Raw genomic sequence first — 24,592 nt, forward strand, 5'->3', positions numbered from 1 at the left:
CCTATGAGCGGATTTTCCCTTTCCGATCTCGAAAGCATCGTCGCCGAGCGGTCGAAAGCCTCACCGGAGCAATCCTGGACGGCGAAGCTCGTCGCTGCCGGCCAGCCGAAAGCGGCAAAGAAGCTTGGCGAAGAGGCGATCGAAGCCGTAATGGCGGCGGTGACCGGCGATCGCGACAATCTGACCTATGAAGCCGCCGATGTGCTCTATCACCTATTGGTCGTATTGAAGATTGCTGAAATACCGTTAGAGAATGTCATGGCCGAGCTCGAGCGCAGAACCGCGCAGTCCGGCCTCAAGGAAAAGGCCGGCCGGCAGAGTTCATGAGTATCGCGACTGAGATTATCGGGGTGCCGGAAACGTTGGATCACTTCCAGTCGGAATCCTATTCGCCCTACCACTTCTTCTCTTCCGAGCAATGGGCGAAGTTCCGCGCCGACACGCCGTTGACGCTAACAAGCGACGAGGTCAAGCGGCTGCGTTCGATGGGCGACCCGATCGATCTCGACGAGGTCCGGCGCATCTATCTGTCGCTGTCGCGGCTGCTGTCGGCGCATGTCGAATCCTCGCAGATGCTGTTCGAACAGCGCAACCGCTTCCTCAGCCTGTCCGATGTGACGAAGACGCCCTTCGTCATCGGCATCGCCGGCTCGGTCGCGGTGGGAAAATCGACCACCGCCCGTATCCTCAAAGAGCTCCTGGGGCGCTGGCCTTCCAGCCCGAAGGTCGATCTCGTCACCACCGACGGCTTCCTTCATCCGAACGCCGTGCTGCAGCGGCAAAAGCTGATGCAGCGCAAGGGTTTTCCGGAGAGTTACGACACGGCCGCGATCCTGCGTTTTCTCTCGGCGATCAAAGCCGGCCAGCCGGATGTCAAGGCGCCCAGCTATTCGCATCTCGTTTATGACGTGCTGCCCGACGATTACAAGATCGTCGACCGGCCCGACATCCTGATCTTCGAAGGCATCAACGTACTGCAGTCGCGCGACCTGCCCGCCGGCGGCAAGATCGTGCCGATGGTCTCCGACTTCTTCGACTTCTCGATCTATATCGATGCAGCGGAAGACCAGATTCACAACTGGTACGTCGCGCGTTTCATGCGGCTGCGCGAGACCGCCTTCCGCGATCCGAATTCCTATTTCCATCGCTACGCTTCGATCAGCGACGCGGAAGCGCTCGAAATCGCCGGGGATCTCTGGGCGAACATCAACCTGAAAAACCTGCGCCAGAACATCCTGCCGACGCGGCCGCGTGCCGATCTGATCCTGAAAAAGGGCAAGGATCATTTGATCGAGCAGGTCGCGCTGCGCAAACTATAGCAGGCGATCCTGGGCTGTCAGCTCGAGGGATTGACGCGGCGCAGCGTCAGATTGATGCGGCCGCCATTCTTCAAGAGCGTCGATGTCGCCGGGTGAATGCGGTCGACGCCGTGGAAACACAGCCTCCCCTCGCCGCCCAGAACGACCAGATCGCCGCTCGACAGCTTTAGGGATAGCGTAGGATCATTGCGGTTGAGGCCGCCGATGCGAAACAGGCAGCTGTTGCCGAGCGAGATCGAGACGACCGGCGCCTGCAGATCCCTCTCATCCTTGTCCTGATGCAGACCCATCCGGGCATCGTCGGAGTAGAAATTGATCAGACAGGCTTCCGGCGGCTTGTCGTAACCGGCCACATCATTCCAGATATCGAGTAATTCCTGCGGCATATCGGGCCAAGGCCTGCCGGTTGCCGGATGCGTCGGCTGGTAGCGATAGCCGCGCTGCTTGTCGGTTACCCAGCCGAGCGCCCCACAATTGGTCATGCGCACCGACATCGGCTTGCCGGTGCCGGGCATGACCGGCACATAAAGCGGCGCCTCGGCGACAATAGTGCGGATGACCTCGACCAACGCCTCCTGGCGCGCCCGGTCGAGATAGCCGGGGAGATGGCGAATGCCGCTCAAGAGTTCCGGCATGTCATTCACTGCTTCCGCCGCCAGGGCGGCCGCGCATTTTCTTGACTTCCGAGCGGCCGGATTTCTCCTTCAGGCGGCGCTCGACCGAACCCTTGGTCGGCTTGGTCTTCTTGCGCGGCGGCGGCGGTGGCTTGGCGGCCTCCAGAATCAGCTCCTTCAGCCGGTCGCGCGCATCCTCGCGGTTGCGGTCCTGGCTGCGAAAGCGGCTCGCCTCGATCATCAGCACGCCGTCCTTCGACAGGCGCCGGCCGGCGAGCTTGACCGCATTGGCCTTGACGCGCTCGTTCAGTGACGGCGAGTTCGGGATGTTGAAGAACAGCTGGACCGCGGTCGAAACCTTATTGACGTTCTGCCCGCCGGGACCGCCCGCCAGAACGAACTGTTCGGTCAGCTCCCATCCAGCGATGGTGATCCTATCGTCGATATAGAGTGCGTCGCTGGCCATGCGGCGTTCTATCTCACATCGGCCGCTAATTGAAAACATCGGCCATCATCAATAAAAACCCGGCCATCCTGCGATGCCGGGTTTCACGTGAATCAGAGAGTCTGTTTAGCGCAATTCCCGGCAAAAGCGCTTCGCGCTTTGCCTGGCAAAACCGCTGCACACTTTTGCTGGAATTGATTGCACTTCTTATTCGGCGGCAACCTTCACGCCGGGAGCCGCGTCGCGAACACCGCCGTCGACGTGGTTCTCGAACTTGGCGAAGTTCGCAATGAACATCGAGACCAGCTTTTCGGCCTGTGCGTCATAGGCTGCCTTGTCGGCCCAAGTCGAGCGCGGATCGAGAATGGCGCTGTCGACGCCATTGACGGAGACCGGCACGGCGAAGCCGAAGTTGGTATCGGCACGGAACTCGACCTGGCCGAGTTTGCCGTTGAGAGCAGCAGTGAGAAGCGCGCGCGTCGCCTTGATCGGCATGCGTTTGCCGGTGCCGTAAGCGCCGCCGGTCCAACCGGTATTGACCAACCAGCATTCGACGCCGTGGCGGCCAATCAGTTCCTTGAGCAGGTTGCCGTATTCGGCCGGATGCCGCGGCATGAAGGGCGCGCCGAAGCAGGTGGAGAAGGTCGCTTCCGGCTCGACGACACCCTTTTCGGTGCCGGCCACCTTGGCGGTGTAGCCGGACAGGAAGTGATACATCGCCTGATCAGGCGTCAGACGGGCGATCGGCGGCATGACGCCGAAGGCATCGGCGGTCAGCATGATGATCGTCTTCGGATGCCCGGCCCGGCCGGTTTCCGAGGCGTTCGGAATGAAATGCATCGGGTAGGCGCAGCGGGTATTTTCGGTCAGCGAGCCGTCGTTGAAATCCGGCTCGCGGCCTTCGTTCAGCACGACGTTTTCGAGCACGGTGCCGAAACGCTGGGTCGTCGCATAGATTTCCGGCTCGGCCTCGGCCGACAGACGGATTGTTTTGGCGTAGCAGCCGCCTTCGAAGTTGAAGATGCCGTTTTCGCTCCAGCCGTGTTCGTCATCGCCGATCAGCGTGCGGGCTGGATCGGCCGACAGCGTCGTCTTGCCGGTGCCGGAAAGGCCGAAGAACACCGCCGCGTCACCGTCCGGGCCGACATTGGCCGAGCAATGCATCGGCATCACGCCCTTGGCCGGCAGCAGGTAGTTGAGAACGGTGAAGACCGATTTCTTCATTTCGCCGGCATAGGAGGTGCCGCCAATGAGGACGAGACCGTTGGTCAGGTCGCAGGCGATCACCGTTTCCGAACGGCAGCCGTGGCGGGCCGGATCGGCCTTGAAGCTCGGCAGATCGATGATCGTCAGCTTCGGCGCGAAGCTGGGGAGCGCTGCAGCATCAGGGCGGATCAGCAGATTGCGGATGAACAGCGAATGCCAGGCAAACTCGGTGACGATCCGGGTCGGCAGAGCATGGCCTTCCTCGGCGCCGCCGACGAGGTCCTGGACGAAAAGGTCCTTACCGGTGGCATGCGCGAGCATGTCGTCGCGCAGCAGGGCGAAGTGTTCCGGCGAGAGCGGCTTATTGTTGTCCCACCAGATCTGGCCATCGGTATTGCTGTCGCGAACGACGAACTTGTCACGTGGCGAACGGCCGGTGTGCTGGCCGGTGATGGCCCGCAGCGCGCCCTGAGCAGTCAGTTCGGCTTCACCCCGGCGGATCGCTTCTTCATAGAGTGCGGCAGCGGAAAAGTTGTAGCGAACGCTGGCTGCGCCGCCCAATCCAACCGTTGCCAGCTCCGTTGCCGGGTTATGAACTCCGAACTTTTCCATGGCTAGTTCCCTTTGCTCAGGCGCGTTGCCGTTAAAACTAACCGCGAAAATACGGGTAGAAATTTTAAAACACAAGACACAGAACTTGAAAAAATATAGTAATATCAAATATTTAATCGATTTAAATTTATTGCCTCTGTTTTAAATCGTTTTAGGTGAGCGCGTTGAAACATTTTCCCTCGCTACTTAAGATTGCCGGCGATTTTCACGACAATCTTTCCCTTTATCTTTGCCACAATTTGTTCCACCTTTATCCTCCATAAGCGCATCCGGTCACTGAGACCGCCTGGGGAGAGCAAAATCCGGGAGATTGCGCACTGATAATGGAGACCAACACCATGCCGACAATCGCGCTCGTTGATGACGACCGCAACATCCTAACCTCGGTGTCGATCGCACTGGAGGCCGAAGGATATAAGGTCGAGACTTATACGGACGGTGCTTCGGCGCTCGACGGCCTGCTGGCGCGACCACCGCAGCTAGCGATCTTCGACATCAAGATGCCGCGCATGGACGGCATGGAACTGCTGCGCCGCCTGCGACAGAAGTCGGATATTCCCGTCATCTTCCTTACCTCCAAGGATGAGGAGATCGATGAGCTCTTCGGCTTGAAGATGGGCGCCGACGATTTCATCACCAAGCCTTTTTCGCAGCGTCTGCTGGTCGAGCGCGTCCGCGCCGTGCTGCGCCGCGCCTCTAGCCGTGAAGCCGCAGCCGCCGGCACCAGCCCCGTCGGCGCACCGAAGAACGGCGCCGTGCAGCAGGCCCGCTCGCTGGAACGCGGGCAGCTGGTCATGGATCAGGAACGTCATACCTGCACCTGGAAGGGTGAGGCCGTGACCCTGACGGTGACCGAATTCCTGATCCTGCATTCGCTGGCGCAGCGCCCCGGCGTCGTCAAAAGCCGCGACGCGCTGATGGACGCCGCCTATGACGAACAGGTCTATGTCGACGACCGGACGATCGACAGCCACATCAAGCGGCTGCGCAAGAAATTCAAGATGGTCGACAACGACTTTGATATGATTGAAACGCTCTACGGAGTGGGATACCGCTTCCGCGAAGCAGCCTGAGCCCAGACGGCGCAGCGCGAGACATTGTTGAGGGCTGCCGGCCGGATTATCCGGCCCTGCCCTTCGAAAGGGCCAGTCGTTGGCACAGTTGGTGCAGGATAGGGATCTCGACGATGCGGAGGGCGTGAGCACCCGTCGCGTCCGAGACCGCCGTTGGTCGCATCCTTTCACGCTGATCCGCCGCATCTTCGGCAATGCCGTGTTTTCGAGCCTGACGCGGCGCATCGTCTTCTTCAATCTCGTCGCACTGCTGGTGCTGGTCGGCGGTATCCTCTACCTCAACCAGTTTCGCGAGGGACTGATTGACGCCCGCGCCGAGAGCCTTTTGACGCAAGGCGAAATCATCGCCGGCGCCATTTCAGCTTCCGCATCGGTCGATACGAATTCGATCACCATCGATCCGCAGAAGCTGCTCGAGCTGCAGGCTGGCCAGAGCATCACCCCGGTACCGAACGACGAAGACCTCGAATTCCCGATCGATCCCGAGAAGGTCGCGCCGGTGCTGCGCCGGCTGATCTCTCCGACGCGCACGCGCGCCCGCATCTTCGATGCCGATGCCAATCTGCTGCTGGATTCCCGCCATCTTTATTCGCGCGGCCAAGTGCTGCGCTTCGACCTGCCGCCGGTCGAGGAGGAGAAGCAGACCTGGAGCGATTGGTTCGCCACCCTGTTCAACAAGGCGCTGCAGCCCGGCAACCTGCCGCTTTACAAGGAAGCGCCGGGCGGCGACGGCTCGATCTATCCGGAGGTGATGAACGCGCTCACCGGCGTGCGCGGCGCCGTCGTGCGCACGACGGAAAAAGGCGAGCTCATCGTTTCGGTCGCCGTGCCGATCCAGCGTTTCCGCGCTGTGCTCGGGGTGTTGCTCCTGTCGACACAGGCAGGCGACATCGACAATATCGTTCATGCCGAGCGGCTTGCGATCATGCGCGTCTTCGGTGTCGCGACGCTGGTCAACGTGCTGCTTTCGCTAGTGCTCTCGTCGACCATCGCCAATCCGCTGCGCCGACTTTCGGCCGCCGCCATCCGTGTGCGCCGCGGGGCCAAGACGCGTGAGCAAATTCCTGACTTCTCCGCCCGCCAGGATGAAATCGGCAATCTTTCCATTGCATTGCGCGAAATGACGACGGCGCTTTACGACCGCATCGATGCGATCGAGAGTTTCGCCGCCGATGTCAGCCACGAACTCAAGAATCCACTAACGTCGCTGCGCAGCGCCGTCGAAACGCTGCCGCTTGCCCGGTCCGACGATTCCAAGAAGCGGCTGATGGACGTCATCCAGCACGATGTCCGCCGCCTCGACCGGCTGATCAGCGATATCTCCGACGCCTCCCGCCTCGATGCCGAACTCGCGCGTGTCGATGCCGGCTCCGTCGACATGGAGGTGCTGTTGCGCGACCTCATCGAGGTTTCACGCCAGGTCAGGAGCAGCAAGAAGCAGGTGGAAATCGAATATGCGATCGATCGCAAGCCGAACGTCAAGACGCGCTTCGTCATCAATGGCCACGATCTGCGCATCGGCCAGATCATCGCCAACCTGATCGAGAACGCCCGCTCTTTCGTGCCTGAGAAGGGCGGCAAGATTACCGTGCGGCTGGTGCGGACACGTTCGCGCTGCGTCACCACGATCGAAGACAACGGCCCCGGCATCCAGGCGGAAAATATCGACCGCATCTTCGAGCGGTTCTATACGGACCGACCGGAATCGGAAGGCTTCGGACAGAATTCGGGGCTCGGCCTGTCGATCAGCCGGCAGATCGCCGAAGCCCATGGCGGCTCGCTGAGAGCAGAAAACATCACCGACGCCGAAGGCGGAAAGGTGCTCGGCGCGCGCTTTATCCTGACTCTGCCGCTCGATGCCGCCGCATGACGGCGGCCTTAAACATCCATGCGACGGCAATCGTCGTCGGCAGCACGGGACTGCTGTTCAGCGGCCCCTCCGGCTGGGGAAAATCGATGCTGGCCTTTACCTGCATGACCGAAGCACGCCGGCTCGGGCTCTTTACGGCACTGGTCGCCGACGACCAGGTTCTTCTCTCCGAGGAGACCGGCACCGTGGTGGCCACCTGCCCGCCGTCGATCGCCGGGCTGATCGAGCTTCGCGGCACTGGCATCGTCCGACAGGAGCATGTGCCACAGGCGGCGATGCATTATGCCGTGCTTCCGGGCAGTGCTGCCGGTGAAAACCGCGTGCCGCCGGAGGGCGAAATCGTCAACCTTGCACCGGGTTTTTCGCTTCCCGCATTGCGGTTGCTCACAGGCGTCTCCTCACCCCTTGCCATGCTGATGGCGAAAGCACCCGATATCGGGCATTGACGCCTTCCGGATTGATCAATCTGCCTTATATATTCGCATTTTTATCTTGCACTTCGGCTTTTCATAGCCAAGATGTGCCGCCACCGGTGGACGTAATTGCTGCATTGCGATATTGGGGCCACCGTTCGCGTATATGGGAGCAGTAATATCATGATCGGACTTGTGCTTGTCACTCATGGCAAGCTGGCTGAAGAGTTTCGTCATGCTGTCGAGCACGTCGTCGGTCCTCAGAAATTCATCGAGACGGTCTGCATTGGCCCCGAAGACGACATGGATCAAAGACGGCAGGACATTCTGGAAGCTGTTTCCGGTGCCGACGACGGCCATGGCGTCGTCATTCTGACCGACATGTTCGGCGGTACGCCGTCCAATCTCGCCATTTCAGTCATGAGCAGCGGCCATACCGAAGTCATTGCCGGCGTCAACCTGCCGATGCTGATCAAGCTCGCCGGCGTGCGCGGCGAGAACAATATGGAGAAGGCGCTGGTGGAGGCCTCCGAAGCCGGACGGAAATATATCAATGTCGCGAGCCGCGTGCTTAGCGGAAAATAACGGCCCTTCATGACATCGCTCTCCCGGGAACTCCTCATCATCAACAAGCGCGGCCTTCACGCGCGCGCCTCCGCAAAATTCGTGCAGATGGTCGAGACTTTCGATGCCGCCATCACCGTTTCCAAAGACGGAATGACGGTCGGCGGCACCTCGATCATGGGCTTGATGATGCTTGCCGCGAGCCCCGGCTCGAGCGTCGTCGTCTCGGCCAGCGGCAGCCAGGCCGAAGAAGCGCTCGAGGCCTTGGACCAACTGATCCAGAATCGCTTCGGCGAAGAGATGTAGGCTTCGGCCGAGCTCATATAAACATATAAAGACTTCTTTATATCCTTATTGCCTTCGCATCCGAAGCCTGCTAAACGGCGGACATGCCGTGAGCTTGCATCCGGCCTATCCGTCGCGCGGTCATTTTCGCGCCTGCGCCAATTTTGAGACGTTTTTCAGCCTGGAGACCTCTATGAGCACTGAAAAAGATTATGTCGTCGCCGATATCGGGCTTGCGGATTTTGGCCGCAAGGAAATTACGATCGCCGAAACCGAAATGCCGGGGCTGATGTCCTGCCGCACCGAATTCGGCGATGCAAAGCCGCTGAAGGGCGCGCGCATCACCGGCTCGTTGCACATGACCATCCAGACCGCCGTGCTCATCGAGACGCTGGTGGCGCTCGGTGCCGAAGTCCGCTGGGCCTCGTGCAACATCTTCTCGACGCAGGATCACGCCGCTGCCGCAATCGCCGCTGCCGGCGTTCCTGTTTTCGCCATCAAGGGTGAATCCCTCGAGGATTACTGGGTCTATACCGACAAGATCTTCCAGTGGGCCGATGGCGGTCTTTCCAACATGATCCTCGATGACGGCGGCGACGCCACCATGTACATCCTGCTCGGCGCCCGCGCTGAAGCCGGCGAAGACGTGCTGTCGCATCCGCATTCCGAGGAAGAGGAAATCCTCTTCGCGCAGATCAAGAAGCGTCTTGCCGCATCGCCTGGCTGGTTCACCAAGCAGCGCGACGCCATCAAGGGCGTCACCGAGGAAACGACGACCGGCGTCAACCGCCTCTATCAGCTCAGCCAGAAGGGCCTGCTGCCCTTCCCGGCGATCAACGTCAACGACTCCGTCACCAAGTCGAAGTTCGACAACAAATACGGCTGCAAGGAATCGCTGGTCGACGGCATCCGCCGCGGCACCGACGTGATGATGGCCGGCAAGGTTGCCGTCGTCTGCGGCTACGGCGACGTCGGCAAGGGTTCTGCCGCCTCGCTTTCCGGCGCCGGCGCCCGCGTCAAGGTCACCGAAGCCGATCCGATCTGCGCATTGCAGGCCGCCATGGACGGTTATGAAGTCGTGCTGCTCGAAGACGTTGTTTCCTCGGCCGATATCTTCATCACCACCACCGGCAACAAGGATGTCATCCGCATCGACCATATGCGTGCGATGAAGGACATGGCGATCGTCGGCAATATCGGTCACTTCGACAATGAAATCGAAGTCGCCGCGCTGCGCAATCTCAAGTGGACCAACGTCAAGCCGCAGGTCGATCTGATCGAGTTCCCCAAGGGCAACCGCATCATCCTGCTTTCCGAAGGCCGTCTGCTCAACCTCGGCAACGCCACCGGTCATCCGTCCTTCGTGATGTCGGCTTCCTTCACCAACCAGACGCTGGCGCAGATCGAGCTCTTCACCAAGCCCGACCAGTATTCCAACCAGGTCTATATCCTGCCGAAGCATCTCGATGAGAAGGTCGCCCGCCTGCATCTCGACAAGCTCGGCGTGAAGCTGACGGAGCTTTCTGCGGAACAGGCTGCCTATATCGGCGTCTCGCCGAAGGGCCCGTTCAAGTCCGACCACTACAGATATTGATCTCATAGTTAATATCCACAAGATGTAGAAGCCGCGGCATTGACAAATGCCGCGGCTTATTTTTTGGACGCTCCCTTCCCGCAGATTCCCTTCCGAAGTATTGTTTTAAGACTTGATTCGGGACGCCGGACACCGTCCGACCGCTCCGAAAATGGGATGTCTTGTCGTAATGCGGCACATTGAAGGACGGAGACATACCGCGGATGTCGGAAATGAAAAACAGCCTGCCCGGTCAGGCGGATGATGGCGTTCGCGCCGGTCGCCGCCCGCTGATGGCAGGCCAAGAACATCAATTTGCAACGGCACACGAGGCCGCATCGCAAGAGAGATCATTGGCGCGCTTTCTGAAAGCCTGCGCGGCCGGCACGGCGTTTGCCGCGCTGGCGCGGCCGGTTCTGGCACAGACGGAGCAGCAGGCGGCGGCCTCGGCTCACCTCTTCACATCGTCGCAGGTTGTCGGCGTTTCCGTCGTCATCGGCGTCATATCGGCGGCCCTGCTTTCGACGCTGTGGCTGGTGCGCCAGCGCGGCAATCTGGAAAGCGAGAGCCGGGAGATCCGCTCGGCACTCTCCGATGCCCAGCAGCGCATTTCGCAATACCAGGCGCTGATCGCCGACAAGAACCGGCGGATCGTCATCTGGGACGGTAATGCTCGTCCCGAATTGCTCGGCCAGCTTCCGCCCGAGACCGGCGCGCCGCAGGACGGCGAATTTTTGGCCTTTGGCCTCTGGCTGAAGTCACGCTCGGCCGCCGATCTGGAAAAGGCGATCGACCGGCTGCGCGACGGGGCACAGAGCTTCGACATGGTGGTCGAAACCATCCGCGATGAAATCCTCGAGGCGCAGGGCCGGGTTTCCGGCGGCCGCGCCTTCGTCCGTTTCGTGGCGCTCAACAATTTGCGCGCCGAGCTCGCGGAGCTCAGGATCGAGCGCGACCGGCTGATGACCTCGATCTCGGCCTTCCAGACCATGCTCGATGCGATCGACATGCCGGCCTGGCAACGCGACCCGGCCGGTCGGCTGACCTGGGTCAACCAGGCCTATGGCGAGGCCGTCGAAGCGCGCTCGCCGCAGCAGGCGATCAATGAAGGCCGCGAGATGCTGACGACGGTGGCGCGCGAACGCATTCGCGCGACGACGACGCCGGAATCGCCCTTCCACGACACGATTTCGACGGTCGTGCACGGCAACCGCACATTCTTCGATGTCGTCGATGTCAGGCTTGCCGGCGGCTCCGCCGGGATCGCGATCGATGTGTCCGACATCGAGGCGGTGCGCGCCGAGCTGGAACGGACGCTGAAGAGCCATGCCGAAACGCTCGACCATCTCGCCACGCCGGTTGCCATCTTCGACGGCGACCGCCGGCTGCAATTCTACAACCAGGCCTTTGTCGCGCTCTGGGAGCTGGATATCGCTTTCCTCGAGGGCCGGCCTGATAATAGCGAACTGCTCGAGCGGCTGCGGGCAGCCAAGAAGCTGCCGGACCAGCTCAACTGGAAAAGCTGGAAGGAAGCGGCCCTTTCCGTCTATCGCGCACTCGACACGCAATCCGATCTCTGGCACCTGCCGAACGGGCAGACATTGCGTGTCTTTGCCACCGCCCACCCGCAAGGCGGCGCCACCTGGGTGTTCGAAAACCTGACCGAGCAGGTCGATCTCGAAACCCGCTACAACACGCTGGTCAAGGTGCAGGGCGAAACGATCGACCATCTTTCCGAAGGTGTGGCGGTGTTCGGCCCGGATGGACGCATCCGTCTGTCGAACCCGGCCTTCCGCGCGCTGTGGGGGATCACGGAAACCGAAGCCAAGCCCGGCACCCATATCCGCGCACTGGGCGAGGCCTGCGCGCCGTCCTATGACCGGCCGGATGGCTGGAAGGCCTTCGCGGAACTGATCACCAGCTTCGACGACGAACGCCGCTCGGGCCAGGGAACGCTGGAACTCTTCTCCGGCCTGGTGCTCGACTACGCCGTGATCCCGCTGCCGAATGCCCAGACCATGCTGACCTTCGTCAATATGACGGACAGCGTGCGTGCCGAGCGGGCGCTGACCGAAAAGAACGAAGCGCTGCGCAAGGCCGACGAGCTGAAGAACGACTTCGTCCAGCACGTTTCCTATGAGCTGCGCTCGCCGCTGACGAATATCATCGGCTTCACCGATCTCCTGCGCACCCAAGGGGTCGGACCGCTGAACGAGCGGCAGGCCGAATATATCGACCACATCTCGACCTCGTCGTCGGTTCTGCTGACGCTCGTCAACGATATTCTCGATCTTGCGACCGTCGACGCCGGCATCATGCGCTTGAACTACGCGGATATCGATCTCAACGACCTGCTCGACGACGTCGCGATGCAGATCGCCGATCGCCTGCACGAAAGCGGCGTGGCGCTCGAAATCACCGCGCCGGCCTATCTCGGCTCGATCGTCGCTGACCCGCAGCGGCTGAAGCAGATCCTGCTGAAGCTGCTTGCCAATGCGGCGAATTTTTCCCCCGAGGGCACCTCGATCTCGCTCGAATGCAGCCGCGACGGCACGGATTTCGTCTTCGCCGTCAGCGACCGCGGCCCCGGCATCTCGCCTGACATGATCGCGACGGTCTTCGATCGTTTTGCGACCGGAGCGAAAAGCGGCAAACGCGGCGGCGCGGGCCTCGGCCTGTCGATCGTCGACAGCTTCGTCAGCCTGCATCATGGCGACGTGACGATCGACAGCGAGCCCGGCAAGGGCACCACCGTCGTCTGCCGTATCCCCTCGGTCGATATTCCGCATACCGCGGCAGCCGAATGACGACCGGCAATACGATCTCGCTTTTCCTGAAAGACGAGGCGGCCACCATTCGACTCGGCGAAGACCTGGCGCTGGCCTTGAAAGCCGGTGACTGCCTCGCCCTTTCCGGCGATCTCGGTGCCGGCAAATCCTCGCTCGCCCGGGCGATCCTGCGCGCCATCGCCGACGACGAGGGGCTCGAAGTCCCGAGCCCGACCTTCACGCTGGTGCAATCCTACGATCTGCGCATTCCCATTTCGCATTTCGATCTCTACCGGCTCGGCGATCCCTCGGAACTGACAGAACTCGGCTTCGACGAGGCGCTGGAGAGCGGCATCTGTCTCGTCGAATGGCCGGAGATGGCAGAGAGCGAACTGCCCGCCCAGCGTATCGCACTGGGCTTGGAACATGAGGGCAGCGGCCGCCGGGCAACGATCAAGGTCTCGGACCCACAGGCCTCGCGAATCCGCAGGGTCCTGGCGATCCGCGCTTTCCTCGACGAAGCCGGCTATCCCGATGCCAAACGCCGCTTCCTGACCGGTGACGCTTCACTGCGCGCCTATGAGGCGATCTATCAGGACGATGGCCAGCGAAAAATACTGATGGATTGGCGCCCGCATCCTGAGGGACCGCCAGTCTATGACGGCAAATCCTACCCCAAAGTCGCGCATCTGGCACAGAACGCCTACCCTTTCGTTGCGATTGCCGATGCGTTGCGCGGGCGGGGGTTTGCGACGCCGGAGATTTACAAGGTTGATTATATCAAAGGCATCCTGCTGATCGAGGATCTCGGCACGGAAGGCGTGCTCGACGACGACGGACGGCCGATCGCCGAACGTTACCGGCAAAGCGTCGCCTGCCTCGCCCATCTTCATTCGATGCAGATTCCGCAGGATATCCCGGTTTCCGCAACCCATACGCATCACATTCCGGACTTCGACCGCACGGCAATGAAGATGGAAGTGCAGCTTGTGCTCGATTGGCATATTGCCTGGAAGCGCGGTACACCTCCCACCGATAGCGAACGGGCGGAGTATCTGGCGATCTGGGACGCGCTGATCGACGAGCTCGCCACAGCCGAGAAGAACCTGCTGCTGCGCGACTTCCATTCGCCGAACATCATCTGGCGCGAGGGCGAAAGCGGTATTGGCAAGGTCGGCATCATCGACTTCCAGGATGCGATGATCGGCCCGACCGCCTATGACCTTGCTTCCATCGTCCAGGATGCGCGCGTAACGATCGAACCGGAGCTCTTCCGTCAGTTGATGGACGATTACCTCACCCTGCGCCGTGCCCAGGGCGGCTTTGACGAAGCCGGGTTCATGAAAGCCTGGGCGATCATGTCGGCGCAGCGCAACTGCAAGCTTGCCGGTCTCTGGGTGCGGCTGTTGCAGCGCGACGGCAAGCCCGGTTATCTCAAACATATGCCGCGAACGCTTGCCTATCTCCAGGTCGCGTTCGAGCACGAGGCGCTTGCCCCCTTGCGCGATTGGTGCGCAAGGGCTGGAATAGGCCAAAGCGAATCATAAGTTCCGGATCAGCATGACGATCAGACAAGCCATGGTACTGGCCGCGGGTCTCGGCACCCGTATGCGCCCGATCACCGACACGATCCCGAAGCCGCTGGTGAAGATCGACGGCAAGCCGATGATCGACTATGCGCTGGATGCGCTGGTGGCGGCCGGCGTCGAACGGACGGTCGTCAATGTTCACCACTTTGCCGGCCAGATGCTCGATCATCTCGAGGCCTATCGCGGCCTCGACATCATCATCTCGGACGAGCGGGAAGCACTGATGAATTCCGGCGGCGGGCTGGCCAAGGGTCTGACGCTGCTCGATCGCGAGAACGTTTTCGTCATGAATGCCGATCTCTTCTGGATCGGCGAACAGTCCGGGCGGCCGACGAACCTGCAGCGCTTAGCCGGATTCTTCGATGCCGAACGCATGGACATGGCGCTGCTGTGCGTTGGAATTGAGGATACGACGGGTCATAACGGCCGGAATGATTTCGGCATGGCGGCCGACGGCCGGCTGACGCGGTATCGCGACGATCCGACCAATCCCGTCGTCTATGCCGGAGCGATCGTTATGAACCCGTCCTTGCTCGATGACGCGCCACAGGATGCCTTCAACCTCAATATTTATTTCGACAAGGCGATCGCGTGCGGGCGGCTTTTCGGCATGGTGCTCGAGGGCCACTGGCTGACGGTGGGAACGCCGGAAGCGATCGGCGAAGCGGAGGAAACGATCCGACGGCTGCGGGCGTTTGCGTGAGCTATGGCGGAGCGGCACCAGCCACGCATTCTGACGATCCCGGCGGGCCTCTCCTTCCTGAAAACGCTGGCAACGACGCTTTGCGACGGCCGGCTGACACCGCTCTTCCGGCATGAGACCGATGATCCGCTGTCGCTGTCCCGGGTGACGATCTACCTGCCGACGCGGCGCGCCGTGCGTGTACTGCGCTCGGAATTCGTCGACCTGCTCGGCGGCCGCTCGGCGATCCTGCCTGTTATTCGTGCTCTCGGCGAAACCGACGACGACAGCGGCTATTTCGACGAGGCACTGCCGGCAACGATCGATCTCGCCCAGCCGCTGTCGAATACCGCCCGACTGCTGGAGCTTGCGCGACTGATCCTTGCCTGGCGGAACAAACTGCCGGAGATCGTCCGCCACATTCATTCGGACTCGCCGCTGGTCGCCCCAGCCAGCCCGGCGGATGCGATCTGGCTCGCCCGCAACCTCGCGGAGCTGATCGATTCCATGGAAACCGAAGACCTCGACTGGTCGGAACTGTCGAAACTCGACACCGGCGACTATGCCGCCTGGTGGCAGCTGACGGCGGAATTCCTCCAGATCGCCAGCGCCTTCTGGCCGGAGCGGCTTTCGGAACTCGGCAAATCCTCGCCGGCGCGGCACCGAAACGCCATTCTCCGGGCCGAAGCATCCAGGCTTTCGGCGACGAAAACCACCGGGCCGATCATCATTGCCGGTTCGACAGGTTCGGTTCCCGCCACCGCCGATCTAATTGCCGCTGTCGCCCATATGCCTGAAGGGGTGATCGTGCTTCCGGGCCTCGATCTCTCCATGCCCGAGAAAGACTGGCAGATGGTCGCGCCGGAACCGGCACCCGGCCAGCTTGCCAATCCTGCAAGCCGGAGTCATCCGCAATATGGCCTGTCATCGCTGCTGAAGCGGCTGAAACTCACACGTGCCGAGGTGACGGCCCTCGACAGGCCGGAGCCCGACCTCGACCAGCGCGCCGAAATCCTGTCCCGGGCGCTCGTCCCGGCGGAGGCGACCAGCGATTGGGGGGCGTGGAAGAGCGCGCTGCCGGAGGGCGCGTTCACGTCAGCCTTCGCCGATGTTTCGCTGATCGAAGCCGCCAACGAGCGTGAAGAAGCAACCGCGATTGCCATCGCGCTGCGGCTGGCACTGGAAAGACCGGGGCAGGAGGGCGAAAGCCGGGCGGCGCTCATCACGCCGGACCGCAATCTCGCCCGGCGGGTGATGGCTGAACTTTCCCGCTTCGGCATTCTCGCCGACGATTCGGCGGGTACACCGCTTGCGGCCACGCCGCAGGGCACGCTTCTGCAATTGCTGCTGGAGGCAGCGCTGCGCCCGGGCGATCCGGTGGCGATCGTCTCGCTGCTCAAACATCCGCTGGCCCGTTTCGGCCTGGAACGCGACGCATTGATTTCGGCGACCCGGGCGCTTGAGCTATTGGCGCTACGCGGCGGCGTGGCGGAGGTGGATATCAGCAGGCTTGAGCCGTTGCTGACCCATCAGCTTGCCGAACAGGCCGAGGACAGGCACGCGCCGCAATGGCGAAAGGCGCTTGCATCAGACGCCGCCGAGGCGGCATACGACCTTGCCCGCCGGGTCACACAAGCAACCGAGCCTCTGGCTTCGGCCTTGATGCGGCACCGGCCGGAAGATCGTGGGAGAACCGCGAGCTTCACCTTGTCCGAATGGGCGGAGCGAACCGGCCGTTCGCTTGAAGCGGTGGCGGTCGATCCGCACGGCGATCTCGCCGATCTCTGGTCCGATGAAGCCGGTGATGCGCTCGCCACCCTGCTCGGCGAAGTGATCGACACCAACGGCCAGATGGAGGCCGACGGGCCGCAATGGATCGACATCATGGCAGCGCTTGCCGCCGGTCATGCGGTAAAACCACGGGCGCTCAGCCATCCCCGCCTGTTCGTCTTCGGCACACTGGAAGCCCGGCTGCAGAGCGTCGATACGCTGATCCTCGGCGGGTTGACCGAGGGCACCTGGCCGGGGCAGACCGCCAACAATCCCTTCATTCCGCGGATGATGAAGACGGAAATCGGCCTTGAGCCGCCGGAGCGGCGCATCGGCCAGCTGGCGCATGACTTCGAGATGGCGAACGGCACGCGCCATCTGATCTATTCGCGCGCGCTGCGCCAGGGCTCGACGCCGACGGTCACCTCGCGCTGGCTGCAGCGGCTGCTGGCGCTTGCCGGAGAGGCGTTCGAAGCGGAATTGAAGGGACGCGGCAACCGGTTCCTCCGATGGGCCGGCCTGATCGATCGCGGCGAGGCCCAGGCCCCGGCACAGCGACCCTCGCCGAAACCGCCGCTGGCACTGCAGCCGACATCCTACTCCTTCAGCGAGGTCGGCCGGCTGCGCCGCGACCCCTATGCCATCTATGCCCGCCGCATTCTGCGGCTCGATCCCGTCGATGCGTTCAACCGCGATCCGGGAGCGGCCGAACGCGGCACGCTCTACCACACGATCATCGACCGGTTCATTCGCGAAGCCCATGTCGCCGGTACGCCGGATGCGGCAGCGGCGATGGAGCGCATTCTTTCCGAGCTTTTCGACATGGAGCGGCTGCCGCCGCATATCGATGCTGTGTGGCGGCCACGCTTTCGCGCGGTGGCCCGCGCCTTCCTCGACTGGGAGGCCGGACGGCGGCCCGGCATCCGCAAGACGCTGACGGAGGTGCGGGGCGGCGTCGAGCTGGAGCCGATCAATATCCGGCTCAACGGGGTTGCCGACCGGATCGACGTCACCGGACCGAACGCCGCCGATATCATCGACTACAAGACCGGCTACAATCCCTCGCCGACACAGGCACGCGTGCTTCTCGATCCGCAGCTTGCGCTCGAAGCCGCGGCCTTGAGCGCCGGCGCCTTCCGCGATGTCGGCAGTCTCGTGCCGCAGGACCTGCTCTATGTCCGCCTGCGGCCGGGACGCCGTTTTCAGGTCGACGCCGTCAACAACGAGAATTCGGCGCGCAGCGACAAGGCGAAATCGGCGATCGATCTCGCCGAGGAATCGATCGATCAGCTGGTCAAGTTCGTGAGTTTGCTGCAATCCGGCGAGAAAGGCTTTACCTCGCGGCTCATCCCGGCACAGCAATTCGATTTCGGCGGCGATTATGATCATCTCGCCCGCGTCTCCGAATGGTCGACAGCCGAGACCGAGGAGGGCGGCGGCGATGAGTGATGTAACACCTCTTCCGAGCGACGATGATCCTGGCGCCTGGATCGGCTGGACGACGATCCAGCAGGCGATTGCCTCCGATCCCGAGCGTTCCGCATGGGTCTCGGCCAATGCCGGTTCCGGCAAGACGCATGTGCTGACTCAGCGCGTCATCCGTCTCCTGCTTGCCGGGGCGCGGCCCTCCGCGATTTTGTGCCTCACCTATACCAAGGCTGCAGCTTCGGAAATGTCGAACCGCGTCTTCGAGAGGCTGGCAGACTGGGTGGTGCTCGACGATGAGGATCTGAGCCGGCGGATCACCCAGATCGAGGGGATGGCGCCTGAAGGAATTAAGCTTGCCGAGGCCCGCCGGCTGTTTGCCAAGGCGCTGGAGACACCCGGTGGGTTGAAGATCCAGACGATCCATGCCTTTTGCGAGGCCTTGCTGCATCAGTTCCCGCTGGAGGCCAACGTCGCCGGGCATTTCTCGGTTCTCGACGACCGCGCGGCGGAAGCGCTGCTTTCCGATGCGCGCCGGGCGCTGCTGACGGCGACCGCGCCGGAGGGAGACAGCGACCTCGCCGAGGCCTTCGCCTATGTGCTCGATCTCGGCGACGAATCCGGACTGGAAAATCTGCTCGGCGACATCGTCGCCAACCGCAACGCCATCCGTCGTTTCACGGCGACAGCCGAACGGCAGGGCGGTATCGAGATGTTTCTGCGTCAACGGCTTGGCCTTGCCCCCGATGACACCGAGAGCGGGATCGCGGCGCAGTATTGGCCGCTGCCGGCGCTTTCGGGCCACATGCTGGAGCTTTATCTGTCGCTTGCCGACCAGAAGGGCGGCGCGAAGGCGCAGGAAGTTGCCTACGGCCTCAGGCTTGCCGGGCGTGAACACGATGACGCAAAGCGCGCCGAGTTTCTCGAGAAAATCTTTCTGACCGTGAAGGGCGAGCCAAAGGCGGACTCGCAATTCACGGTCAAGGCCATGCTGACCGAAGCACCGCAGTTGACGGAGGCCGTCGCCGCTGCCCGCGCCCATGTCGCCGCAAGCCGCGACCGGCTGAAACTCATGCGGATGTATGGCGCAACCCATGCCGCGCTGGTGCTCGCAGACCGACTGAATCGCGACTATGAGGAGCTGAAGAAGCAGCGCAGCCAGCTCGATTTCGAGGATCTGATCACCCGCACCGCCGACCTTTTGACGAAAAGCGGCGTCGGCCCCTGGATCCACTATAAGCTCGATCGCGGCATCGACCATATCCTCGTCGACGAAGCGCAGGATACCAGCCCGATCCAGTGGAGCGTCATCCAGTCGCTCGCCGAGGATTTCTTCTCCGGCGAGAGCGCCCGGCCGGTCGTGCGCACGCTCTTTGCCGTCGGCGACGAAAAGCAGTCGATCTATTCCTTCCAGGGCGCAAGGCCGGAGCGTTTTTCCGAGGAAAGCGATCGAACACGGCGGCGTGTGACCGACAGCGGCCAGAATTTTTCCTCTGTCCGGCTGCCCCTCTCCTTCCGCTCGACCGCCGACGTGCTCGAAGCCGTCGACCACATTTTCAGGGAGCCCGACAATTCACGCGGCCTCAGCGCGCTCGGCGAACCGGTGGTGCATCGCTCCAGCCGCATCGGCCATCCCGGCGCCGTCGATCTCTGGGAAATGGTCGCGCCGGAAGCTGTGGTGAAGGAGGAGGACTGGACGGCGCCATTCGACGCGACGCCGGAAAGCGCGCCGGCGGCCATCCTGGCGCGACGGATCGCCCATTCGATCGGCGCGCTCGTCGGGCGTGAGACGATCGTCGACAAGGGTAGGGAGCGCCTGATCGAGGCCGGCGACATCCTGGTGCTGGTGCGCAAGCGCGATGCCTTCGTCAATGCGTTGACGCGCGCGTTGAAGCGCCGCGGCGACATTCCGGTCGCCGGCGCCGACAGGCTGGTGCTGACCAGCCATATCGCCGTGCAGGATCTGCTGGCGCTCGGCCGTTTCCTGCTGCTGCCGGAAGACGATCTTTCGCTCGCCGCCGTGCTGAAGAGCCCGCTTTTCGATCTCTCCGAGGACGACATCTTTGCGGTCGCCGGCCTGCGCGGCGACAATGAGAGCGTCTGGAGCCATCTCAAACGCTTCGCCGCCGACGGCACCGAGCGTTTCCGCGCTGCCGTGGAGACGCTGGAGCTGTTCCTTCGGCAATCCAGGAGCCTGTCGGTTCATGATTTCTATGCGCGGGTGCTCGGTAGCCATGGCGGGCGGCGGCAATTCCTTGCCCGGCTCGGCACCGAGGTCAGCGATATTCTCGACGAATTCCTGACCTTCACCCTGGATCACGAAAGCTCCGGCCTTCCCGGGCTGCAATCCTTCATCTCGACGCTGGAGCTCGAAGCCCCGGTGGTGAAGCGGGAGCAGGACAAGGGGCGCAACGAAGTGCGGATCATGACGGTGCATGCCTCCAAGGGCCTCGAGGCGCCGATCGTTTTCCTCGTCGACGGCGGTTCGAAGGCCTTCACCCATACCCATCTGCCGAAGCTGCGGCTGATCGAGACCGACGCCGATGAGCCGCCGATGCCCGTCTGGGTTCCCGTCTCCGATCTCGCCAATTCGCTGACCCAGGACGACGCCGTTCGTATCCAGATGCTGGCGGAGGAAGAGTACCGCCGATTGCTCTATGTCGCCATGACGCGTGCCGCCGACCGGTTGGTCGTTTGCGGTTACCGCGGCGTGCGTGTGAACAACGACACGTGGCATATGATGATTTCGACGGCACTGCGCGACGACCATCCGCATGTGGAGGCAACCACATTCTCCAGTCCCGATGGGCAATGGCCGGGGATCAAATGGCGCGTGCCACGGGTGGAACGACGCTTCGAGCGGGCCGACCGCGCCCGAGAGCGCGACAGCGAGGAGGCCTTGCCGGACGGTCTGTTGCGGCCATTGCCACCGCAGGCCGCGCTGCCCCGCCCGCTCAGCCCCTCCGGCGCCGGGACGATCATCGATGAAGACGAGGGCGGATTGCTCGTCGCATCTCCGCTGTTCAGCGAGAAGGAGCGCAGCGATCGTTCGCTGGAGAAGGGCCGGTTGATTCATCGCATGCTGCAGGCACTTCCCGAAATTCCACTTGGCGAACGGGCGGATGCCGCAGGCCGTTATGCCGAACGGGCGGCGCGGTTCTGGCCGGAAGCCGAACGGCGCAAATTAGTCGATTCGGTTCTGAAACTATTGGACGAAGAGGGACTGCAGGCCGTCCTGGGGACTGAGGCCCAGCCCGAGGTCTCGATCATGGGAACATTGACGTTCGATGACAGGCGTTATGCCGTCTCCGGCCGAATCGACCGGCTTGCCGTCCTTGCCGATCGTGTCGTCATCCTCGACTACAAGACCAATCGGGTGCCGCCGGCGACAGAGGCGGCCATCCCCTTCGCCCATCGGGCGCAGCTGGCAATCTATCGCGAGATCCTGGCGCCGCTCTATCCCGACAAGCCTATCGATTGCATGCTTGTCTACACCGAGAACGCCTCGCTCTACACGCTGAGCGAAAAGGCGCTCGGTTTGGCGCTTGCAGCGGTCAAGACAAAGTGAAATACCGGACATTGAAAATTCGGCACCGCACCATCACATGTGGTTCAACACTTGAGTTAAAGGAGCAGCCCATGGCTACCGTGAAAGTCGATATCAACAATTTCCAGTCGGAAGTTCTGGAATCTGCAGAACCCGTCGTCGTCGATTTCTGGGCTGAATGGTGCGGCCCGTGCAAGATGATTGCGCCGAGCCTTGAAGAAATCGCCGTCGAGATGGAAGGCAAGGTCAAGGTCGCCAAGCTGAATATCGATGAAAACCCGGAACTCGCCGCACAGTTCGGTGTGCGCTCCATTCCGACCCTTGCAATTTTCAAGGGCGGTGAAGTTGCCGATATCTCGGTCGGCGCCAAGCCGAAGACCGCGCTTTCGAACTGGATTTCGAGCGCTGCCTGATTGATATCGCCTCGCATTGATGAAAAAGCCCGGCTTCGACCGGGCTTTTTTCATGTCGCAATCTTCATTTGGGGGGCGTGCCGTTGTCGGAAAGTACATCGCCGACGAGATAGAGAGAGCCGCCGACGAGGATGCGCGGGGGTAGGCCTTCCGGATCGAGGAGGGCTTTTATGGCTTCCAGCGCATCGCCGACCGTCGACATCGGTTCGGCAACCAAGCCGGCATCATAGGCGGCATTCGACAATATCACCGGGTCGATCATCGCGTCGCTGCCGCGGATCGGCACGCAGAAAACCTTCTCGACCAAGCCGGCAAAGGCCCTGAAATAGCCGACAGGGTCCTTAGTGTTGATCATGCCGATAATCAGGAAAAGCGGCCGTGACTGGCGCTCTTCGAAATTGGCCATAGCTTCGGCGATGACTTCGCCGGCACCGGGATTGTGCCCGCCATCGATCCAGATCTCGGCGCCGGCGGGCGCATGCGCCAGTAGCCGGCCTTCGCCGAGACGCTGCAGCCGGCCCGGCCATTCCACGAGATTCATCGCCTTTTCCATCATCGTCTCGGTCACGGTGAAACCCGCGGCCTTGACGGCGCGAATGGCAGCGGCCGCATTGGCATATTGGTGGCGGCCGGGAAGGCGCGGCAGCGGCAGGTCGGCAAGACCGAATTCGTCCTGATAGACGAGCCGGCCATATTCCTCATGCGCCATGAAATCCTGCCCGAAGACGGCGCTCGGGCAATGCAGCCGCTCAGCCGTCGACATCAGCACGTCGAGTGCCGCATCATATTCCTGATGGCCGATGACGACGGGAAATCCCGGCTTCATGATACCGGCCTTTTCGGCGGCGATCAGCTCGACCCGGTCGCCGAGATAGGGCTGGTGATCCAGCGAGATCGGCATGATCACCGAGACGGCCGGATCGGAAATGACATTGGTGGCATCGAAACGGCCGCCGAGACCGACTTCGATGATCGCGGCATCGGCCGGCTGTTCGGAAAACAGGATGAAGGTGACGGCCGTCAGGATTTCGAAGACGGTGATATGCTGTCCGGCATTGGCACCAGCCACACGGCGCAGGGCCTCTGCAAAGACTGCGTCATCGACAAGCTGCCCGCGTCCGCCCGGCACACCGATGCGATAACGCTCGTGCCAATTGACGAGATGCGGCGAGGTGTGAACATGCGCGCTGTAACCGCCGGCTTCGAGCAGAGCCCGGCAGAAGGCGGTGACCGACCCCTTGCCGTTGGTGCCGGCAACATGGATCACCGGCGGCAATCTCCTGTGCGGATTGCCGAGCACCTGGAGAAGACGGGTGATGCGATCCAGAGACAGGTCGAAGCCCTTGGGATGCAATCCCATGAGCTTGTCGATCTCCTGTGCTGCCTCACTCACCGCGGTTTGGCCCCTGGGTATCATTTCGGCACCCCGCCTGCTTGTCGATTATCAGGCGCTCGCCGCCAGAGCGATCGCGCCGCTATTCATGTCATTCGCCGCCGAAACGGGCTTCTTCGTCAGGATCTTCAGGAGACGCGCCAGCGTTTCCGGAAGGTCGTGACGCTTTACGACCATGTCCACCATACCATGTTCCAAGAGATATTCGGAGGTCTGGAAGCCTTCGGGCAGTTTTTCACGCAAGGTCTGCTCGATCACCCGCTTGCCGGCAAAGCCGATTTCGGCGCCGGGTTCGGCAAGGTGAATATCGCCCAGCATGGCGTAGGAGGCCGTGACACCGCCGGTGGTCGGGTTGGTCAGGACGACGATATAGGGCTGGCCGGATTCCTTGAGCAGATCGACGGCAACGGTCGTGCGCGGCAGCTGCATCAGCGACAGGATGCCTTCCTGCATGCGCGCGCCGCCGGAAGCGGGGAACATCACCAGCGGGCACTTTTCGGAGGTCGCGCGCTCGAAAGCCTTGACGATCGCCTCGCCGGCGGCCATGCCGAGCGAACCGCCGATGAAGTTGAATTCATGCACGACGGCGACGAGCTTCAGGCCCTGCACTTTTCCGAGGCCGGCGAGGATCGTGTCCTCTTGTTCGGTCTTCAGGCGGCTGTCGCGCAGGCGATCGCTATATTTCTTCGAATCGCGAAACTTCAGCGGGTCCTGGGCGACCCTCGGCTGCGGCAGCGATTCGAACTCCCCATTGTCGAAAAGGTCGGCCAGGCGAGCCTTCGCCGGCATCTTCATGTGATAGCCGGAGGCCGGGATGACCCATTTGTTGCCTTCCAGGTCCTTATGGAAGACCATCTCTCCGGTCTCCGGGCACTTGATCCAGAGGTTCTCCGGCACTTCGCGACGGCCCAGCATGGAATTGATCCGCGGGCGAACGTAGTTGGTGATCCAGTTCAACTCGAATACTCCTGATTGACTAAAGCGCGTCCCGGGCTGTCAGCTGCTTGGCCGACGCTTTAGGTCTTTGTTTC

At 62.1% G+C, this 24,592-nt stretch carries 19 protein-coding genes; 14 read left to right on the forward strand and 5 right to left on the reverse strand.

Annotated features, from left to right (window positions below; genetic code table 11):
• Positions 1-3 precede the first annotated feature (3 nt).
• Both ATY29_RS19430 and coaA read left to right on the forward strand, forming a co-directional pair.
• A complete protein-coding gene (locus ATY29_RS19430; RefSeq protein ID WP_003571373.1) occupies positions 4-327 on the forward strand; it encodes a phosphoribosyl-ATP diphosphatase in 324 nt (107 codons plus the stop codon).
• Positions 324-1,319 (forward strand): type I pantothenate kinase, encoded by a 996-nt coding sequence (gene coaA, locus ATY29_RS19435; protein ID WP_097537065.1) that lies wholly within the window; start codon positions 324-326, stop codon positions 1,317-1,319. Before ATY29_RS19430 ends, coaA begins: the two co-directional genes overlap by 4 nt.
• Positions 1,320-1,336: 17 nt before the next feature.
• On the opposite strand, the gene ATY29_RS19440 is transcribed toward coaA, so the two are convergent.
• From ATY29_RS19440 to ATY29_RS19450, 3 genes are all read right to left on the reverse strand, one after another.
• Positions 1,337-1,954, reverse strand: a complete 618-nt coding sequence (locus ATY29_RS19440) for an alpha-ketoglutarate-dependent dioxygenase AlkB family protein (RefSeq protein WP_003571375.1) — start codon at positions 1,952-1,954, stop codon at positions 1,337-1,339.
• Position 1,955: 1 nt separating this feature from the next.
• A complete protein-coding gene (gene arfB / locus ATY29_RS19445) occupies positions 1,956-2,399 on the reverse strand; it encodes an alternative ribosome rescue aminoacyl-tRNA hydrolase ArfB (RefSeq protein WP_003571376.1) in 444 nt (147 codons plus the stop codon).
• 186 nt (positions 2,400-2,585) lie between these two features.
• On the reverse strand, positions 2,586-4,196 hold the full coding sequence (locus ATY29_RS19450; protein WP_097537066.1) for a phosphoenolpyruvate carboxykinase: 1,611 nt from the start codon (positions 4,194-4,196) through the stop codon (positions 2,586-2,588).
• 338 nt (positions 4,197-4,534) lie between these two features.
• On the opposite strand from ATY29_RS19450, the gene ATY29_RS19455 reads away from it, so the two are divergent.
• From ATY29_RS19455 to trxA, 12 genes are all read left to right on the forward strand, one after another.
• A complete protein-coding gene (locus ATY29_RS19455; protein ID WP_003571378.1) occupies positions 4,535-5,269 on the forward strand; it encodes a response regulator transcription factor in 735 nt (244 codons plus the stop codon).
• Positions 5,270-5,348: 79 nt separating this feature from the next.
• A complete protein-coding gene (locus ATY29_RS19460) occupies positions 5,349-7,139 on the forward strand; it encodes a sensor histidine kinase (RefSeq protein WP_097537067.1) in 1,791 nt (596 codons plus the stop codon).
• Positions 7,136-7,585 carry an HPr kinase/phosphorylase gene (locus ATY29_RS19465; protein ID WP_025417414.1) on the forward strand — a complete coding sequence of 150 codons (450 nt, stop codon included), beginning with the start codon at positions 7,136-7,138 and terminating at the stop codon, positions 7,583-7,585. The genes ATY29_RS19460 and ATY29_RS19465 overlap by 4 nt, the downstream gene beginning before the upstream one ends.
• A gap of 150 nt (positions 7,586-7,735) precedes the next feature.
• Positions 7,736-8,137: a PTS sugar transporter subunit IIA gene (locus ATY29_RS19470; RefSeq protein WP_003544139.1), complete on the forward strand. Its 402-nt coding sequence runs from the start codon at positions 7,736-7,738 to the stop codon at positions 8,135-8,137.
• Positions 8,138-8,146: 9 nt separating this feature from the next.
• Positions 8,147-8,422: an HPr family phosphocarrier protein gene (locus ATY29_RS19475; RefSeq protein WP_003544133.1), complete on the forward strand. Its 276-nt coding sequence runs from the start codon at positions 8,147-8,149 to the stop codon at positions 8,420-8,422.
• A 172-nt stretch (positions 8,423-8,594) separates the two neighbouring features.
• Positions 8,595-9,995: an adenosylhomocysteinase gene (ahcY, locus tag ATY29_RS19480; RefSeq protein ID WP_003571384.1), complete on the forward strand. Its 1,401-nt coding sequence runs from the start codon at positions 8,595-8,597 to the stop codon at positions 9,993-9,995.
• Between the two features lie 203 nt (positions 9,996-10,198).
• Entirely contained in the window at positions 10,199-12,781 is a 2,583-nt protein-coding gene (locus tag ATY29_RS19485) for a sensor histidine kinase (protein ID WP_097537068.1), read from the forward strand.
• Positions 12,778-14,289 carry a tRNA (adenosine(37)-N6)-threonylcarbamoyltransferase complex ATPase subunit type 1 TsaE gene (gene tsaE / locus ATY29_RS19490; protein WP_097537069.1) on the forward strand — a complete coding sequence of 504 codons (1,512 nt, stop codon included), beginning with the start codon at positions 12,778-12,780 and terminating at the stop codon, positions 14,287-14,289. The genes ATY29_RS19485 and tsaE overlap by 4 nt, the downstream gene beginning before the upstream one ends.
• Positions 14,290-14,302: 13 nt before the next feature.
• Positions 14,303-15,034 (forward strand): nucleotidyltransferase family protein, encoded by a 732-nt coding sequence (locus ATY29_RS19495; protein ID WP_097537070.1) that lies wholly within the window; start codon positions 14,303-14,305, stop codon positions 15,032-15,034.
• Between the two features lie 3 nt (positions 15,035-15,037).
• On the forward strand, positions 15,038-18,232 hold the full coding sequence (addB, locus tag ATY29_RS19500) for a double-strand break repair protein AddB (protein ID WP_097537071.1): 3,195 nt from the start codon (positions 15,038-15,040) through the stop codon (positions 18,230-18,232).
• Positions 18,225-21,776, forward strand: a complete 3,552-nt coding sequence (gene addA / locus ATY29_RS19505) for a double-strand break repair helicase AddA (RefSeq protein ID WP_097537072.1) — start codon at positions 18,225-18,227, stop codon at positions 21,774-21,776. Before addB ends, addA begins: the two co-directional genes overlap by 8 nt.
• 71 nt (positions 21,777-21,847) lie before the next feature.
• Positions 21,848-22,168: a thioredoxin gene (trxA, locus tag ATY29_RS19510; RefSeq protein ID WP_003544118.1), complete on the forward strand. Its 321-nt coding sequence runs from the start codon at positions 21,848-21,850 to the stop codon at positions 22,166-22,168.
• Between the two features lie 64 nt (positions 22,169-22,232).
• Here the strand turns inward: trxA and ATY29_RS19515 are convergent, their stop codons facing one another.
• Together ATY29_RS19515 and accD are read right to left on the reverse strand one after the other, a co-directional pair.
• The gene (locus tag ATY29_RS19515; protein ID WP_097537073.1) at positions 22,233-23,585 is read right to left on the reverse strand and encodes a bifunctional folylpolyglutamate synthase/dihydrofolate synthase; all 1,353 of its coding nucleotides are present in this window, start codon (positions 23,583-23,585) and stop codon (positions 22,233-22,235) included.
• A gap of 27 nt (positions 23,586-23,612) precedes the next feature.
• The gene (gene accD / locus ATY29_RS19520; RefSeq protein WP_003571394.1) at positions 23,613-24,518 is read right to left on the reverse strand and encodes an acetyl-CoA carboxylase, carboxyltransferase subunit beta; all 906 of its coding nucleotides are present in this window, start codon (positions 24,516-24,518) and stop codon (positions 23,613-23,615) included.
• Positions 24,519-24,592 lie beyond the last annotated feature (74 nt).

The sequence above is a fragment of the Rhizobium hidalgonense genome (assembly GCF_002914525.1).
Lineage (GTDB): Bacteria > Pseudomonadota > Alphaproteobacteria > Rhizobiales > Rhizobiaceae > Rhizobium > Rhizobium hidalgonense.

Excerpts from the sequence above, each read along its gene's own strand:
- ATY29_RS19430 (WP_003571373.1), top strand. The coding sequence starts at position 4 with ATGAGCGGATTTTCCCTTTCCGATCTCGAAAGCATCGTCGCCGAGCGG.
- coaA (WP_097537065.1), top strand. The coding sequence starts at position 324 with ATGAGTATCGCGACTGAGATTATCGGGGTGCCGGAAACGTTGGATCAC.
- ATY29_RS19440 (WP_003571375.1), bottom strand. The coding sequence starts at position 1,954 with ATGCCGGAACTCTTGAGCGGCATTCGCCATCTCCCCGGCTATCTCGAC.
- arfB (WP_003571376.1), bottom strand. The coding sequence starts at position 2,399 with ATGGCCAGCGACGCACTCTATATCGACGATAGGATCACCATCGCTGGA.
- ATY29_RS19450 (WP_097537066.1), bottom strand. The coding sequence starts at position 4,196 with ATGGAAAAGTTCGGAGTTCATAACCCGGCAACGGAGCTGGCAACGGTT.
- ATY29_RS19455 (WP_003571378.1), top strand. The coding sequence starts at position 4,535 with ATGCCGACAATCGCGCTCGTTGATGACGACCGCAACATCCTAACCTCG.
- ATY29_RS19465 (WP_025417414.1), top strand. The coding sequence starts at position 7,136 with ATGACGGCGGCCTTAAACATCCATGCGACGGCAATCGTCGTCGGCAGC.
- ATY29_RS19470 (WP_003544139.1), top strand. The coding sequence starts at position 7,736 with ATGATCGGACTTGTGCTTGTCACTCATGGCAAGCTGGCTGAAGAGTTT.
- ATY29_RS19475 (WP_003544133.1), top strand. The coding sequence starts at position 8,147 with ATGACATCGCTCTCCCGGGAACTCCTCATCATCAACAAGCGCGGCCTT.
- ahcY (WP_003571384.1), top strand. The coding sequence starts at position 8,595 with ATGAGCACTGAAAAAGATTATGTCGTCGCCGATATCGGGCTTGCGGAT.
- ATY29_RS19485 (WP_097537068.1), top strand. The coding sequence starts at position 10,199 with ATGTCGGAAATGAAAAACAGCCTGCCCGGTCAGGCGGATGATGGCGTT.
- tsaE (WP_097537069.1), top strand. The coding sequence starts at position 12,778 with ATGACGACCGGCAATACGATCTCGCTTTTCCTGAAAGACGAGGCGGCC.
- ATY29_RS19495 (WP_097537070.1), top strand. The coding sequence starts at position 14,303 with ATGACGATCAGACAAGCCATGGTACTGGCCGCGGGTCTCGGCACCCGT.
- addB (WP_097537071.1), top strand. The coding sequence starts at position 15,038 with ATGGCGGAGCGGCACCAGCCACGCATTCTGACGATCCCGGCGGGCCTC.
- addA (WP_097537072.1), top strand. The coding sequence starts at position 18,225 with ATGAGTGATGTAACACCTCTTCCGAGCGACGATGATCCTGGCGCCTGG.
- trxA (WP_003544118.1), top strand. The coding sequence starts at position 21,848 with ATGGCTACCGTGAAAGTCGATATCAACAATTTCCAGTCGGAAGTTCTG.
- ATY29_RS19515 (WP_097537073.1), bottom strand. The coding sequence starts at position 23,585 with ATGATACCCAGGGGCCAAACCGCGGTGAGTGAGGCAGCACAGGAGATC.